This is a genomic window from Pseudonocardia cypriaca, assembly GCF_006717045.1.
In the GTDB taxonomy this organism is placed as follows: Bacteria; Actinomycetota; Actinomycetes; order Mycobacteriales; family Pseudonocardiaceae; genus Pseudonocardia; species Pseudonocardia cypriaca.
Genome location: NZ_VFPH01000001.1, coordinates 1348666 through 1363801, shown reverse-complemented (window position 1 = coordinate 1363801; position 15136 = coordinate 1348666). Strand labels below are relative to the sequence as shown.

Here is a 15136-nt window from a genome sequence, read left to right as displayed (position 1 = left end):
GTTCGCTGCGCGTCGACGAGGATGGGGGGCGATGGCCGACAAGGAGTCAGGGAAGTTCCAAGTGTCGTTGCCAGGTGCACGTGGGGTCGTAGTCGGCGATCGCAACGTCGTGGTTCAGAACGTCACGGCCGGGCTCGCGGCCTTGGCCACCCACTACGCGATCCGGCAGGCTGGGCAGACGAGCTCGTGGCCGCAGTTCGGACCCTCGTGATCACAAGCCTTGATCAGGTTGGGCACGGCTCAATTTGCCGGCATTCCCGGCGAGGCGTGCCGCGTAGGCTGAGCGCCTTATATCGCTGACCTCGTCCGAGCGATCCACAATCGAGCAGCTCAGAAAGAGCCGGCCTCGCCATAGTTGTGGACATGCGATGGGAGACCAAGCGTGGTAGACATTGTGACCGGCCTGTCGGTCGATCGGGAGCGCCTCTGTCCTCACCAGGAGGCAACCGTCACCGCCCAGACGTCTCCGCCGGATACTCTCGTCACCTGGAAGGTTGACGGCGAGGAGGTGGAGTCGGCTAGTAATACGATCGAGATCGGCGGGCTGGTGCATCCCGTCGGTCCCGGCCATACGGTCATGGTCGAGGCAGTCCTCGCTAATACGCAAAGTGTGCAGATCCGACGAGTCGAGACTCGCGTCGATATCATATTGGATCCCCCTCCGGCGGCGATCGGGCCGTTCCAGAGCGATGCGTACGTGATCACCTCAGAGCCGGCGATGCCGGCGATCCGAGCGATTGCCAGTGGTGGCATTTCAGGAAACTGGACAGTTCGAGTGAATATCGATGCCACGCTCGTCTTCGAGATCTGCCGGAGCATTCCGCCGTCGATGATCAAGTCCATCGAGTTCCCGGCGCCGGCCGGTGGCTCGGCCATCGATATCGATTTTGGCGGTGCGATCGTCGGGGGCAAGCTGGCGGTCGGTGTCAACGGGGTCGTGAACGGCTGCCCGGCAAGCGGAGGTGATGGTGCCTGGGTCATGGGCACCAACCCGAGCCGCAGCGACATACGGGAGAGCTTCCCGAATGACACGATTCGCCGCATCGCCTGTCGCGAGAGCGGCCAACGCCAGTTCGAGGCGCCAGCCGACGGCGGCATCGGCTCCTGTCCGCTCTTTGGCCGCGCGGACCGGGTGGGCATCATGATGACCGCGAATGCCACCGACGAACAGGTGTGGAACTGGCGCGCCAATCTGGATCGCGGAATCGAAGTCTTCGATGAGCGGCTCGACGCCGCTCGTTCGTATCCGGCCCAGGTCGCGCTGTCGGCAGAGTTCCAGGATCTGGTGGCCGGGTTCAACGCCATCCGGCTCCAGGACGGCATGCCAGCGATCACGATCAACGTGCCGGAGTTCACCACCGGTGACCTCGACGACAATCTGCAACAGCTTGAACTGGACGCCATCAGGGGATACGACGGGTGGTTCGGCCAGGACCGCTTCGGGCACGAGCTGCATGAGTTCCGGATCGCGGTCGCCCCGGAGCTGGCCAGGACGTGTTGCGGGTGGGAAACATCGACGAGGTGGCGCGCACCGGTGACGCGGTCTGGGAGCTCGTTCCGGCGGAGGAGCGACCTCAGTCGGAAGGCGATCCGCGCTATGTGGAGAGCGTTCTCGCTTTCGGACCACTCTGCGGCGCGGCCGATGACACTCCGGTGCCGGAACCGTGCGGCGCGGCTCTTCGCGTCCTCGATCACCTCAATCACGTGGTCGATCCGGCTAGCCAGGCGCTGAGCGTCAGCAATCACGTCTCCACCGACGGGAGTCTGGGTCCCGAGGTCGCAGCCTTCGATGCCGTCTCATCCGATCGCGATGCGTTCCGCTTCGAGGTGGAGAACCCGGTGTCGGACGATCCGGTCAGCGTCGCGCTGACCATCGCTGATCGACTTCCGATCCTCTACAACCTGGACGCGAGATCGGGCAACCGGTATCGGAGCCATTTCCTCCGCCTGGTTGGAGACGGGGAGGACGTTTCCGCGCTCGGTGTGCTCAACCAGCAGAACGTGCTGGCGCAGATTGGGGATGACGTGATCATTCGGTACGAGCCGGGCACCGGCTGTGCCGACAGGCATCGGATACGTGTGTGTCGGCCCGCCTCGGAACAGAACAATGATCATCCGAACCAGTCCCGGCACGACGTCCGTTACCTGCCGCTCCGGATCACCGTCTTCAGCAGGCCCGGGCGCGCGACACTGGCTTCCGCGGTGAGTGACAGCGATCAGACGTTGAGGCTGCCGAGTGTTGCCGATATTCAGCCGAGCGGCCACGTGCTGATCGGATCGGGCGACGGCGGCGAGCTGGTCCACTACGCCGGCACGAATGCCGGAGCCGGCGAGTTGACCGGGTGCATCCGCGGGGTCGCAGGGACGGCTCCGATCGCCCATGCGGCGGGTGCGCCCGTGGTGTACTCGTCCACGACACCGTCGGCGTCGAAGACAGATATTGAGGCCGATCTGACGTCCGTCAACGAGCGTTTCGCGCAATCCGGGATAAAGGTTCGCCGACCGGTGACGATCGATCTCGGTGGCGCCGGGTCGAGTGGGCGAGTTCTACCGCCCGCAGTCCTCGCCGGATACCGCTTCCCGTCGGTATTTGATGTGCCCAACCAGGAGCCGCCCACGGATTCCGAGCAGGCGGTGATCGCTCTCCGGTCACTCGAGCCGAATTTGATCGAAATATTCTATGTAGATCACATGTATAAGATCGACGACTCGGCCCAGGCGCCGCAGCACGGATACTCACGCCCGGCCCTGATTAACAATTCTGCGGACCCGCGGGCCCAGAACTTCGCCGTCGTGTCCTCTGCCCGAAAGGTGCTGACCGTGGCGCACGAGATCATGCACCTACTGCTCAACGACGGGCATCGCGTCGGGGATCCACGCACGGCGCTCTTCAACGAGTCGACCACGGACAGCAAGGCGCCCGACTCGACGAAGCGGATCGGGCCCTATCCGGACGCGACCGCGGCCGGAGTCGGCGTCTTCGACACCTCGAAGATCAGGGCGAGCGCGGAGACCCTTCCCGGTTGAGGATGGCCGACTCCGGTGGCCGGGCGCCGGGGAGACAGAACCGCCGCCGTCGACGTGGTTGATCGGCGTGTGAAGCGGTGGAGAGGAGTGTGCCCGAGTGGTTGCCAACAGGCTTGTCGTCCTGAGGGCTCGGTACGCCGGTCGGATCCTGACCGAGCGCCGGGGTCGGGAGGCGGCCGGCATGGCGCGAGTGACGCGCGCGCTGATGACCGAATGGAACCCCGTGCTCGCCTCGGAAGCCGAACTGCGGTCGCTTATGGGCGTGCCGAGCCGGGAGGTGTCCAGCGCCCTCGAATACACGTTCGACAGCGGCTTCGGTGGCGAGCGGTGGCGGTTCGGTATTCGGAGCGGGGTCGTGGTGAGCGTTGAGTGGGACGCGTTGGAGTAAGGCGGTCACGGGTGGCTACGCGGGGGACGGCGGACCGTGAGTGAAGGTCCACGAATGGCCCCGCCGAAGGTGGAGCGCCCATCCAGGTGTCTGGCGGGGCAGGTTCTACTCCTGCGGCGCACTCACCTGCACCGTGGCTGGGGAGCCGCGCACTGGGAGGGGACACGACGTGCGCCGACGCTTGGCGACGGTCGCTGTTCGGCCTGCTCGCGGCGCTGCGCCGCGCCGCGGCCGGACTCGCCGCCGCGGGCCCTGCACGTGCTGGCGGCGCTCGACCGGACGTTGAACCACCTCGTCGGCGACGAAGACCTCGTGCAGGAGGTCACCGCGGTCCTCGACGGTGACGCCTGCGGCCCGTAGTCGCTACGAAACCGCCGGCCCGCAAGGCCGCAGGCGCCCGACGCGGCGGGCACATCGTGCCGGGCGCTGCCTGCGGCGCCGAGGTCGAACCCGAGGGCGCCGACTGCCGATGCAGGACGGCGGCGAGAATTGGACCACGAGCGCGCACGGCATTGGGCCGGCAGCAGGATCTGGCTGGTCCCTGACCTCAGGCGCCGCATGAGGCACGAGTCCTTGCGGTCCGGATCAACTGGCGTGCCAGCGGCTCGACCGGCAGCTCCATGAGCGAAGAGGCCATGAGATCCGCGAGCAGCTCCAGCCACTCCTCCTCCGCCCAACCCCTCATCGCACCCCACCCCTCCCGTGCAGTCGGTGGCCCGAAGAGGACGCCGGCAGCACCGGCGAGACGTTCCGGCCGGGAATTCACCTCGATGGCGCACGAACCCGAGGGATATGCCAACCCTGTCGGCGGCCGGGCTGTTGGCCGAACGAACGTCGGCGAACCAGCCGGTCGGCCGACTGCTGCGCGAACGACGTTCGCGGGCGCCCGCTGGAGGACGCGGCTACGCAGGTCGATCGGCGCGCCGTAGATCTCAAGCAGGTCGCGGACGTCGCGGATGCGGGGCACCTGCCCCGTCTCGAGGCGGCTCAGCTTCGACGTGGAAATCCCCAGCGCCAACGACGGCGGGCGAGAGACCACGCACCCGACCTGCTCGATGCGGCCGGTCGTGAACTGCGGTGGCGGACATCCCCCAAAGTGCCCGCCACCCGAGGGTGAAGATCGCGATCCCTGGCAGGACGTTTCCTGCCCGCACTGATCGGGCTGTGGGAGCCGAGGACCGCAACACGGCAGCGTTCGCCGTATATATACGTTCCCTGTTGCGCTGGGCGCCGAAAGGATCAGCCGCTTGGCGCTCCTCACAAGAACTGGCGCCGGAAGCTCCTGTCCGGACCGGTGCCGTTCCGAAGAGCGGCACGGGAGTAGTGGATGGCGCCCCGCCGCGTCGTCGCGCTGCTGGACCGCCTCGACGGCCCGGATGCCGCGGCCCGGGCCCGGCACCTGGACGCATCCGCGGACGACTGGCGGACCGGCAGCGTCCGCAGAACACCCCGCGACAGCTACAAGGCCGACTGGCGGCGCTGGGAGGACTACACCGCCTGCGCCGGCATCCCGATGCTGTCCGGCGGCCGTGGGGCTCTGGTCGGGTTCGTGGTCTGGCTCGAGCACGGCGGCCCGGCCCCCGGCTCGATGGGCCACTGGCCCGGGTACGCGCCGGCCACGATCAGCCGCCGGGTCACGGGCGTCGTTTACGAGCTGAGCAACCGGTGGCACGTGCCGATCGACCCGCGCCTCGGCCGCGGTCATCGCCGCGGTGAAGGGCTACCGGCGCCGGCTATCCGCGGCCGACCAGCGCCTGGGCCGCGGCCAGGCTCCCCCGATCACCGTCCCGGACCTCCTCGCCATGTGCGGGCCTGCCCGGACACACTGGAAGGCCTGCGCGACCGGGCCGCCCTCACCGTCGGGTTCTACCTCGCCGCCCGCGCCTCCGACCTGGCCTGGCTCAAGGCCGGCGACATCGTCGACGAGCCCAAGGGCCTGGTCATCACCGTCCGGGAGGGCAAGACCACCAGACAGAGCGCCCTGGAAACCCGGGCCCACCCGCTGCTGTGTCCGCGGGAGAACTGGCTGCGCTGGCGCGAGGCCGCCGACCTGCAGGACGGGGCCGCGCTGCGTCGGGTCCGCGGCAACAAGATCCTCGCCCAGGCGGACGAGATCCTCAACCCGCGCGTCGGCCCAGCGGGGCTGTCCCCCGACGGGGTCATCCGGCTACTGCGCCGCGCCGGCAAGCGGGCCGAACTGCCCGACCGGGTCACCGGGGCACCGGCTGCGCCGCGGGTTCGTCACCGCCGCCTACGACGGCGGGAACGGCTGGACACCCCTGCAGATCGCCCGGCACGGCCGGTGGGCCGACAACTCCCCCCGAGCTGTGGGCCTACATCCACGAGGAGAACCGCTGGCACCGACCCAGCGGCGGCCTGGACATCGAGCCCACCGCGGACGAGCCCGCTCGCCGGTGAACCGTCGAGCAGACGCCGCGGCCGCCGCCGGTCGACCCGTGGTGAGGGGGCCCGCGGCGAGCAGCGGGGCGCCGATCAGGTCAGCGGCCCAGCAGGGGTCGCCAGCGCCGCGGCGGTGGTCGTGCACGACAGGTAGCCGGTCGCCTTGTGGGCGTTGAACACCCCCGACCGGGCCGCGGCGATCCCGTCGTGATCAGTAGGTCGACCTTGAGGTCGGGGCACCCACAGCGTCTCGTAGGCGCGCGCGGACTGCACGTCGGAGTCGTCAGCACAGTGGTCGCTGCGGTGAGTGCGACTGCGGTAAGCGCGAACGGCGATGCCGCTGTCCCGCGGGTTACCGGCGGATCGTTGGTTTGCCCATCCTCGCAAACTCTCTGACGCCCACGTCGTTGCCGGTCCCGACGGCCACGCCGTTCACGTGCTCCACCCGAAGACACCCGCGGACGGAACCTACCTTCGCCCGGTACGCGGACCGGACGTGCTCGTGGAAGTTCTCGATCAACGCCTCCGGGCCAAGCCTGCCTGCCTCGGCGCGGATCTCCTTCTCCAGCTCGCCGTTGATCTTCGCGCGGACGGTGGGATCGCTGCGTGCCTCCCGAGCCCGCTCAACGAGTTCCCGGATCCGGGGGTTGGCGAGCAGCTTAGGCGCGTGGAGCGGGCAGCTCCCGATGGTCGTCTGCACGTGCGCGGCAATGGACGCCCGGTCACCGACGACGACTCCGCGGCCCCCCTGCACGTCGATCGGCGCGTTCGGAGCGATGCGGACCGAGTACGACGTCAACGCGCCTGCGGGCTCGGTCCGGCGGCTGGTGTCCTTCGCGTCCCAGCCCTCCGCCCCGTCGAGGAGCTGGGACATCTCGATGGTCGGCTGCTTCACCGTGCACTGGTGTGAGATTCCCACGGTGCCGTTGTTGCCGATCGCGACGCTGGTCGAGTCCAATATCTCCACGCGGGCCGTGACGCTCCCCGGAGCGTGGCCCGGCGGGGCGACAAGCTGTACGCGTGCGCCGGCCCTGAAGGGGATCCACTCGAGTGCCGCGATGCGCTTCTCGACATCGGCCACTCGCTGCTCCGCTGGCAGGGCTGCGGCGGCCCGAAGCTCGGCCACACCCGGATACTTTCGGGCGAGGAGATCCGAGTTCTGGGCGATGTTGCCCGTGATGGCATCGATGTCGGGCCCGTTCGGGTCCGAAGGTAGCTCGACCAGGCCGGAGTGGTCTCCCAGATGGTCCACGCCGAGGTCGTAGAACTCGCAGGCCTTCACCCGGAGCTCCCTCGCCACACCGGCGTCCGAGTTGCGCACGGGCAGTGCGCCGGGGCCGGTGGTCTGGGCGCGAGTGCCCGCGGCGCGTGGCCTTTGATCCGGCGCTGCGACGGGGCGGCCCGTCGTCGGACCCGGCTGTGCAACGGGGCGGCCGGTCGTCGGACCCGGCTGTGCGACGGGGCCGGTGGTCTGGGCGCCAGTGCCCGCGACGCGCGGCTTGGGCAGGGCCTTGGGCGGGATCTTGGGCGTGGTCTTGGCTCGGTGCCTGGGCCCGGGGACGGAGACCATTGCTACAACCCCTCGTTCCTGATGTCGACGGCGATGTTGACGACCGCGTTGTCGCCGTGGACGACACCGGTGCTGTCGCGGATGACGACGTGCGGACCGGCCCTGTCGGCCCGTTTCCAGGGCGCGGGGGTTGGTTCGGGGCCGCCTGAGGATGGGGCGGTCCGGCGTGTGGCCTCCCACAGGGCGCGCCAGGTGGCGAGATCGAGCAGCTGGGCTTCCACGTCGAGGCGATGTGTCTTCATCTGCTGTTCGCAGGCGAGGACGAAGCCGCGGACCGTGCCCCACCGAGGGATCCGGTCCCCGCGCAGGATCGGCGAGAGGGTCTGCGGTGGAAGGCTCAGCCCGAGTCGCTGGGCGTGCCGGCTGAGGTGCTCGAGTGTCGGTTCCCGCACCGACTGTCGAAGCTGCCGCATCCGTGCGACGAGCAGGTCGAGCGGGGTCTCGATCACGCGCCTCTCCCGTCGCAGGCCACCATCGTCCCGAGGGACCGGGCATGCCGGTAGCCGCCGAACGGTCTCGTATCCGGCAGGAATCCCGTTACCGCAAACGGGAGCCGTCTCGCCGGACGCTCGTCGTCGTGTCGAATCCACGGTTGCCGCTCGGCTCGGCCCTCGCGAAGCAGGGGGTGTGAGATGGCCAGGCTCTCGATGCCGGACCTTCCCGACGGACCGCTCCGCGAACTGGTCACCGAGCTGCACCGCCTGCACGCCCGGGCCGGATGGCCGAGCTCCCGGCTGCTCGCCCGGCACGTCGGCGTCAGCCACACAACGGTGCACGCCCTGTTCACCAGAACCGTCGCGCCGCCAAAGGTGACGCTGCTGCTCGACGTCGTCGAGCGCCTCGCGCTGGCCGCCCGCCGCATCGACGTCGAGTCGACGCTCGACCGGTTCGATGCGCTCTGGACAGCGGCCGCGGCCGACATGTCCTCGGTTTAACCAGCCCAGTCGATCATTGGCCGGGCGCTCGGAACGGCTCGCGCCCCTGCGAGGCGCGAGCCGCTCCGGGTTCTCCGGCCGATCACAGCGGCGAAACTCAGAACCTGTCGTTCACCCAGGTGAACGTCACGCGGTCGCCTCCGTTCACGTTCTGGATCCCCGAGATGCTGAATGCATCGATCCAGATCCCGAAGGTCCCGGGCTTGCGGAACGTGAAAGACTGGCCATTGGCCAACTGGTGCGCGTAGAGGCCGTTCTCGGCAGCGCTGTTCCCCGCCGCCGCGACGGCCCACTCCCCACCCTGGCCATCCCGCAGGATGAACGCCTTACCCCAAGGCGGGGTCCCCGGGGGCCACCCGTCAGGCACCTGGTTCTCCAGGCGGAAAACGGCGACACCGGGGTTGATGACCGCGCGCTCGATGCGCCAGGTCACCACATCGCCGCCCGGGCTCACCAGAACCCCTTCGTCCTTCGTGGCCCAGTCGTTGCTCGGGGTGTTCGTCTGGGGGTGCCGCGGCATGGGAATGATTACGCCAGGCAGCAGCCACGGCATCGTCAAGAGCACCCCAGCACCCTGATCGGCGCGGCTGATCAGCTCCCGCTGGACCGCCACGTACGCGGCAACGGCTGCCGCGAAGACGTTGATCGTCGCGGCCGCGACACCAGCCGCGGCCAGCAGGCCACGGATCGGCCCATCGAGATTCGTGGTGGAGCCAGCGTTCACCAGCGTCTGCGTCTCGGCGTGGTCCAGCTCGACCACGATGCGCAAAGAGTCGACATGCACATTCACCATGTCATTCACCTCATCCTGCTTCTCCAGCGGCGGATGAATCGCGAGGAGCGGGTTCGCCCTTCGGACCGCCATGGGAGAACCATACAAAAGCGGATCGACAAATCCACCTGAATAGGACGAACGCGTCCATCGAATGATAAGAGTTTACGGGTTCTTACGAATTTCTACCGTCAGTGACGAACGTTAGCCCGGGCGTGAGAGGCTTCACCGCCGTGAGCACCCTCGTCGTCCTGATCGGCGGAGCTCACGACGGTCGCGAGTTCCGGGTGCCCGACGACGACCCGATCGTTACCTCCGGTGTGCTGAACCTGCCCGAGTTCGACGGTCCGCCACCCGAGGATCCCGTCGCCGAGCTGGCGGGAGCGACGTTCACCGTGCTGCGCTCCCGCTGGGACAGCACCATCCGCGCGGACGGCGTTCGCCCGTCTCGCCCGCCGCTGAACCAGTCGCGGCCCCCGGGGTAGACACTGCGACCGCCGCCGGTCAACAGCGGTGCGCGCCCGCGGCGAGCAGGCGGGCGCTGATCAGGTCAGCGGCCAGCAGGGTCGCCCGCGCTGCGGCGGTGGTCGTGCACGACAGGTAGCCGGTCGCCTTGTGGGCGTTGAACACTCCGACGGGGGTGGTCAGGTCGGGGTCGATGCCGTCGAAGTAGCCGGCCAGCCCGCGCGGGATGGCGATGAGATCGCCCGGGTCGGCGATGTTGATCCACCGCCGCACCCCGGGCGGGTGCCGGCCCTTGCCGCTGATCGGGGCCGGGTCGAGCTTGCCGAACACGACGTCGGGAAGTGCCAGTGGGGAACCCATCGTGATCAGCAGGTCGACCTCGAGGTCGGGGCGCGCCCACAGCGTTTCGTAGGCGACCACCGACCCGAGCGAGTGCGCCAGCACCACCCGGGCGCTGCCGGCAGCAATCGTGTCGCCCACGGTGGCGCGCACCGCGTCCCGCCGGGCCGTGTCGGCCAGGTAGCGGTGCACCTCCCGGCAGAAGGTCGTCACCAACAGCCGCACCACCTGCTGATCGAGGCCGAACCGGCGGGCGATCCAGTCCGCCGCCGCCCGCGCTGGCTGGGTCAACCGGCCTTTGCGACCTCGGCTGGCGCGCCGAGCGCCGCCGCCCACCGCAGCAACATCTCTTGCTCCGGCTCGGGCAGCTGCGCCGGGTCGCCCGTTCCGTGCGCGGCGTCGCCGGCCAGGTGGTGCGCGTAGTAGGCGACCACCGCCTCCACCTCGGAGCCGAGACCGAGGCCGCGCCGCAGGGCGGTGGTCCACCGCCGGCCCAGGACCGCGGCGACCTCGACCGGGGTCTTGCCATCCTGCAGGTTCCAGATCCCGTGCACCCCGACCACGGCATTGCGCCCGGTCACCCACATCCTCCCGTCGGTTCCAGCACGACCACCTCCGAGCCGAACCCGGCCACGATCACGTTCCCCACACCGACATCGATCGCGTGCACCTCGCCCGGTAGATCGATCCGCTCGAGCTCCCGTCCCTCCCGGAGGGCCCACATCCGCACGGCTGCGTCCCGGCCGGCGGTGACCGCGATGGGGCGCCCGTCGACGACGGTGCAGGCCACCGCGTTGACGGGCCCGCCTTGCGACGAGCCTTAGGTAACGCCTCGCTGGCTGCTCCGAGGCGGTGATCCCGTGAGCGGCAGGTATCGGGGGGAGCGGTCCCGCGCTCCTGCCTTCGACGAGGCCTCTGTCTGATGGCGGATGGCGGAAGTGACGGAGGTGCAACATGCATGATCACCACTTGCGCAAGGCCCAGGATCACGACGCCCCAGACCAACACGAGAGGCCGGACCACGAGGCCCCGCACCCGCACGAGGGGCCGGGCGGCCCCGTGGTGGACTACCACGTCTTCTCCACAATTCGCAGCACGCTCCGCGGACCGGTGACCCAAGGTGGGGCCAGCCGATGGGCGTCCGCTGTTGCGGTTCTCGACGAGATCGAGCAACACGTAGTGCGGCTCGACTGGTTGATCGGGCTATCCCGGCGCGCCGTCGTCGGCGAGCACGACGCACGACAACTGCTCGGCCAATGGCTCGGATCCGAACTTGCAGAAAGGCCCATCCCGGCGAGCAACGCCGAAGGCACCCTGGCGGTCGCTCGAGCCACGCTAAAGGAAGAGGGCCGTTCGGTTTCCGACCAGGAGGGCAATCTCCACGGCCACAACGGGCCCGACCACGGCGGCCAAGATGGGCGCGACCCAACGCTCGGGATAAATGTGAAGGCTATTCGCGAGCTTTTCCTCGGCGCCGTCTATGTACTGGGACCGGACAACGCCGACCGGAGACTAGAGCTCCTCCAGGTCGGCCTCCAGCGCTCGATCGGTCTGATGGACTCGCTCCATCACCAGGCGACGCGTGTACTTCAGGGACGCGAGCACCCGGACAGCATGCCCAATCTTCTCAACCAGCTACCCCGCGGGCGCGACCTCGATGTGATTCTCAAGGGATACCCGCGACCGCCAACAGCCCCGAAGCTGCCCCCATTGCCGAAGATCAACCCGATCCTTGAGTGCCTCGGGACGCTCCGAAACGGGACGGTAGGATCAGGCTCCGCAGTGTCGACCTGGATTAACGCCACCACCGACACGCTGAATCTCACCCAGCTCATTACGCGCATTGCTCCGTCCAACGTGTGCGCCGGACGCGACATCGTCATTCACGCTGACAGGTCCGAGCCGGCCAAGCAGTTTCCGCTCCCCCAGCCCGCAGACTACGGCGTCTTCCTCGAACCGTGTGGGACCCCGGCAGCGGTAAGGGAATGGGCGAACGACCACGTGACGGTAACGGTCCCCAACGGGGCACGATCTGGCTGCGTCATTTTCGGTCGCCTGCCAGCCGAGAACACGGGCGCCGGCGTGGTGCAGGCGGAGGTCGCAGCATTGGAGCGATTCAGCACATGCCTAAATAGCATCGGGGTCGGGCGGCCCCAAGTAGGGCCGATCGCACTGAATCCTCGGTCCTTCTGCAGGATAACGGTATGCTCCCCGGACAGCCCGAACCTCATCACCGTCGGCCATGCACCAGACGTTTTCTCCTTCGTCGCACGGGATCCTGCCGGACGTGAGATCGGCGCCGCTGGCGTCGAAGCCGGGACCACGGTCACCGTCGTATGGGAGGTCCGCTCCGACGCGGGCCCGCTGCAAATCGCTACCAGCGGCGCCAAGACGCTGACTGGGCAGCCGGCGATTGGTTCGGTGGTACTCTCCCCGCTGGACATGCGTACCAAGCAGACGCTGACGCTCCAAGCCACGAATTCATGCGGAACCGTGAGCCGGACGGTCGCTATTCCTGTCTTCCGCAAGCTGTACCTCGCGCCCAAGCCGCTCAGCATGATGGTGGACGGGCAAGCGACCCTGACGGTCCGGTCCTCCTGTCCGGTGACGAGTGACCTCACGGTTGCGTTCAGCGCAGCGAACTCCGACGGTACGGCTCCGCTGCGGGTTACCGTTCCACCAACTGCGACCATTCGAACAGGCCAGGATGCCGCAACCGTGTCCGTGGCCCCGGCGCTCACGGGCGGACTGGCCGCCTACATCGCCTCGCTGCGGCCCGGCTTTGCGGCAGCCGTCGTCACGGCCACCGCTGCTGACCATCAGCCGGGGTCGGTCGGCGTGTGGGTCGAGCCACCGCGCGGCCAGAGCAAGGTGGTCTCGCCGACGACCACCGACCTCGTCGCGGTGCACATGGCTCTCCTTCGGACCGGACGAGTCTTGATGTTCTCCGCCGACGACACCGATTTCGGCAACATCGACAAAGTCAAGACTCGCGAATGGAATCCAGTCACAAACTCGGTCACAACCCCCACCTTCCCCTATCCCGCACACAAGAATCTCTTCTGTGCGGGCCATTGCCTTCTGCCCGATGGCCGAGTCCTCGTCGTGGGAGGGCATGCAATATTGGCCGGTGGCTCGGCAGCCAAAGCGGTCCATACGTTCGATCCACAAACAAACACATGGAGCCGCCATGGTTTTATGCAGAAGGATCGCTGGTACCCCACCTGCCTGACGCTCGCCGACGGGAGAGCCTTGATCACGTCTGGCTCTGAGGCGGGTGGCCCGCCAACAGTCTTCAAGGGCATTGTCCGAGACGTCGAGATATTCGACCCCGCCGCCAATTCGTTAACAAACTTCCCCAACATACACGGCGACATCTGCATGTACCCCTACATGTTCGTGTTGCCGGGCGAGTCCCTCTTCTTCCATTCACGCAACGTCTCGTGGTTGTTTCTGCCAGGCTCTGGGACGTGGAGTCCGACGAACGGCACATGGAGTGGGGACATCCGAATGCAGTCCTCCTCCACGCGGACGTACCCAGGGATGGCCGGTTGCGTGCTGTTGCCGCTCCTGCCAGAAGCAGGGTACGCGGTTCGCGTTCTGATGGCGGGCGGTGGAGGTGCAAAAGAAAACGACCTGAATCCGGCCACGGTTGCGACTCGCACCGCAGAGATACTGGACATCGACGTGAGCCAAAATACTGGCACGTGGCGCAACACCGATCGAAGCGGCGCGCCGCTGCTCATGACAACCTCGCGATTCATGTCCGACGGCGTGCTCTTGCCGGACGGCACGGTGCTATTCGTCAACGGGGCAGCGACCGGTAAGGCCGATCACTCGCACGTTTCGGTGGAGTTTGCCGAACTGTTCGATCCCGAGACCGAGTCCTTTCGCCCACTGACTTCGATGACCATTCCTCGACACTACCACGGGACTGCACTTCTGCTGCCCGACGGCCGGGTGGCGGTGGCCGGGCACACGTCGGATTTCAACGAACCACCGGTGAAAGTCAACCGATACGAGGTTGAGATTGTCAGCCCACCATACCTCTTCCGCGGGCCGCAACCAGCTATCAATGGCATCACCTTCATCGGCTCTACCCTGGGCTACGGGCAGGCGCTCATCTTCTCGACGGACCGCCCAGATGACATCGCTCGTGTTGCCCTGCTGCGGCCAGGCTCAGTGACGCACCAACTGAATACGGACCAGCGGTATATCGGGCTGAGGATTACTGCACGCAGTGGCGAGACTCTTTCCGTCACAGCGCCGCCCGGCCCTGGCATAGCGCCGCCAGGTGACTACTTGATATTCCTCGTCGACACCCGAGGCGTGCCTTCGCGTGGACATTTCGTGCGCCTGAGATAGATATTGGGAGAACTATTGCACTCTGTCGATCAGTGCAACTGATCCACAGACCGGTGATGTGGACGTGACCCAAAATCTTCCCACCATGCAGGTCCTACTCGCGTGATACCTCCAAGCATGAGCGGCAGTTACGAGGGGATTCCGTCGAATCGAGCCCGCGGTCGCCGACGAGCCGCGTCGCTGAAGCAGTGTGCTCCTGTACGACCGGCTGGCGGTCCCTGTGCCGCCACGTCCGGACAGGCCAGAGGGGCCAGCCGAGTGGCAGCGCTGGAGCGATCAAGGATGGCAGCCACAACGCCGAGCAGAGTTGATCTCGATACTGGGCGACGCGGCCACGTGGTGCCGGAGGACATCAGGTTGGACATCAACGGGTTGAGGTGCTCCACCGCAGGCTCACGGGCGCAGCGATGCATCCCCACTCCAGGCTCGACCTGGGATATCCCACCCTATTCCGGGAAGCCACCTCCGGTGCCCAAACCGACCATCCTGCGGAAAGAGGAGGTATTACTCGGCTAATTCTTTCGCTACTTTTCGGGAGAGCTCCCCACAGCCGAGCGATATTCGATAATACAGGCGTCGCTCACTGAACATCTAGCGCTGAGCGTATCGCTTGATCGAGCATTGTCGCGCGATCAGCAACACCTCGAAGACTCCCATCCCGCTCCACGAGCATTACAAACTGTCCCTCCTGAAGCAGGATTCGCCGTTTTAGGTCGCTGCTGCTTCCGTTGGATCTACTTGGGCCAAGGACGTTGTGTCTATAGCACGAATAAGAGGTCTGAGTAACGCCCTTGGATCAATCCACCGCGTATGTTCCCAGACAATATCCGAACGCCCATGCTCCGACGCCTCAAACTCTTGCCACTCGCTGACTC

At 67.2% G+C, this 15136-nt stretch carries 13 protein-coding genes; 6 read left to right on the top strand and 7 right to left on the bottom strand.

Going from position 1 to position 15136, the window contains the following annotated elements; all coding sequences use genetic code 11:
• Positions 1-1503 precede the first annotated feature (1503 nt).
• Both FB388_RS06330 and FB388_RS06325 read left to right on the top strand, forming a co-directional pair.
• Positions 1504-3027, top strand: a complete 1524-nt coding sequence (locus FB388_RS06330; protein WP_170225499.1) for a hypothetical protein — start codon at positions 1504-1506, stop codon at positions 3025-3027.
• A gap of 181 nt (positions 3028-3208) precedes the next feature.
• The gene (locus FB388_RS06325) at positions 3209-3415 is read left to right on the top strand and encodes a hypothetical protein (RefSeq protein WP_142098163.1); all 207 of its coding nucleotides are present in this window, start codon (positions 3209-3211) and stop codon (positions 3413-3415) included.
• Positions 3416-3962: 547 nt separating this feature from the next.
• Here FB388_RS06325 and FB388_RS41165 read toward each other — a convergent pair.
• Positions 3963-4454 carry a helix-turn-helix domain-containing protein gene (locus FB388_RS41165; protein ID WP_425468528.1) on the bottom strand — a complete coding sequence of 164 codons (492 nt, stop codon included), beginning with the start codon at positions 4452-4454 and terminating at the stop codon, positions 3963-3965.
• 288 nt (positions 4455-4742) lie between these two features.
• Here FB388_RS41165 and FB388_RS06315 point away from each other — a divergent pair, with 288 nt between their 5' ends.
• The gene (locus FB388_RS06315; RefSeq protein WP_142098160.1) at positions 4743-5969 is read left to right on the top strand and encodes a site-specific integrase; all 1227 of its coding nucleotides are present in this window, start codon (positions 4743-4745) and stop codon (positions 5967-5969) included.
• 198 nt (positions 5970-6167) lie between these two features.
• Here the strand turns inward: FB388_RS06315 and FB388_RS06310 are convergent, their stop codons facing one another.
• On the bottom strand, positions 6168-7115 hold the full coding sequence (locus FB388_RS06310) for a hypothetical protein (protein ID WP_142098158.1): 948 nt from the start codon (positions 7113-7115) through the stop codon (positions 6168-6170).
• A 272-nt stretch (positions 7116-7387) separates the two neighbouring features.
• Positions 7388-7834: a hypothetical protein gene (locus tag FB388_RS06305; protein ID WP_142098155.1), complete on the bottom strand. Its 447-nt coding sequence runs from the start codon at positions 7832-7834 to the stop codon at positions 7388-7390.
• Positions 7835-8017: 183 nt separating this feature from the next.
• Here FB388_RS06305 and FB388_RS06300 point away from each other — a divergent pair, with 183 nt between their 5' ends.
• Entirely contained in the window at positions 8018-8320 is a 303-nt protein-coding gene (locus tag FB388_RS06300) for a hypothetical protein (protein WP_142098152.1), read from the top strand.
• A gap of 97 nt (positions 8321-8417) precedes the next feature.
• Here FB388_RS06300 and FB388_RS06295 read toward each other — a convergent pair whose 3' ends face one another.
• Positions 8418-9185: a hypothetical protein gene (locus FB388_RS06295; protein ID WP_142098150.1), complete on the bottom strand. Its 768-nt coding sequence runs from the start codon at positions 9183-9185 to the stop codon at positions 8418-8420.
• 140 nt (positions 9186-9325) lie between these two features.
• Between FB388_RS06295 and FB388_RS06290 the strand changes: the two genes are divergently transcribed.
• Complete coding sequence (locus tag FB388_RS06290; RefSeq protein WP_142098147.1) at positions 9326-9577, top strand: hypothetical protein; 252 nt, start codon at positions 9326-9328, stop codon at positions 9575-9577.
• Positions 9578-9596: 19 nt separating this feature from the next.
• Here FB388_RS06290 and FB388_RS06285 read toward each other — a convergent pair whose 3' ends face one another.
• The 3 genes from FB388_RS06285 to FB388_RS06275 are packed head-to-tail and all read right to left on the bottom strand — an operon-like array spanning position 9597 to position 10686.
• A complete protein-coding gene (locus tag FB388_RS06285; RefSeq protein WP_142098144.1) occupies positions 9597-10187 on the bottom strand; it encodes a serine peptidase in 591 nt (196 codons plus the stop codon).
• Positions 10184-10477, bottom strand: coding sequence for a hypothetical protein (locus FB388_RS06280; RefSeq protein WP_142098141.1), 294 nt, complete (start codon positions 10475-10477; stop codon positions 10184-10186). The genes FB388_RS06285 and FB388_RS06280 overlap by 4 nt, the downstream gene beginning before the upstream one ends.
• On the bottom strand, positions 10474-10686 hold the full coding sequence (locus tag FB388_RS06275) for a hypothetical protein (RefSeq protein WP_142098138.1): 213 nt from the start codon (positions 10684-10686) through the stop codon (positions 10474-10476). Before FB388_RS06275 ends, FB388_RS06280 begins: the two co-directional genes overlap by 4 nt.
• A gap of 164 nt (positions 10687-10850) precedes the next feature.
• Between FB388_RS06275 and FB388_RS06270 the strand changes: the two genes are divergently transcribed.
• Positions 10851-14261 (top strand): galactose oxidase early set domain-containing protein, encoded by a 3411-nt coding sequence (locus FB388_RS06270; protein WP_142098135.1) that lies wholly within the window; start codon positions 10851-10853, stop codon positions 14259-14261.
• Positions 14262-15136 lie beyond the last annotated feature (875 nt).

Excerpts from the sequence above, each read along its gene's own strand:
- FB388_RS06325 (WP_142098163.1), top strand. The coding sequence starts at position 3,209 with ATGGCGCGAGTGACGCGCGCGCTGATGACCGAATGGAACCCCGTGCTC.
- FB388_RS06315 (WP_142098160.1), top strand. The coding sequence starts at position 4,743 with ATGGCGCCCCGCCGCGTCGTCGCGCTGCTGGACCGCCTCGACGGCCCG.
- FB388_RS06300 (WP_142098152.1), top strand. The coding sequence starts at position 8,018 with ATGGCCAGGCTCTCGATGCCGGACCTTCCCGACGGACCGCTCCGCGAA.
- FB388_RS06295 (WP_142098150.1), bottom strand. The coding sequence starts at position 9,185 with ATGGCGGTCCGAAGGGCGAACCCGCTCCTCGCGATTCATCCGCCGCTG.
- FB388_RS06270 (WP_142098135.1), top strand. The coding sequence starts at position 10,851 with ATGCATGATCACCACTTGCGCAAGGCCCAGGATCACGACGCCCCAGAC.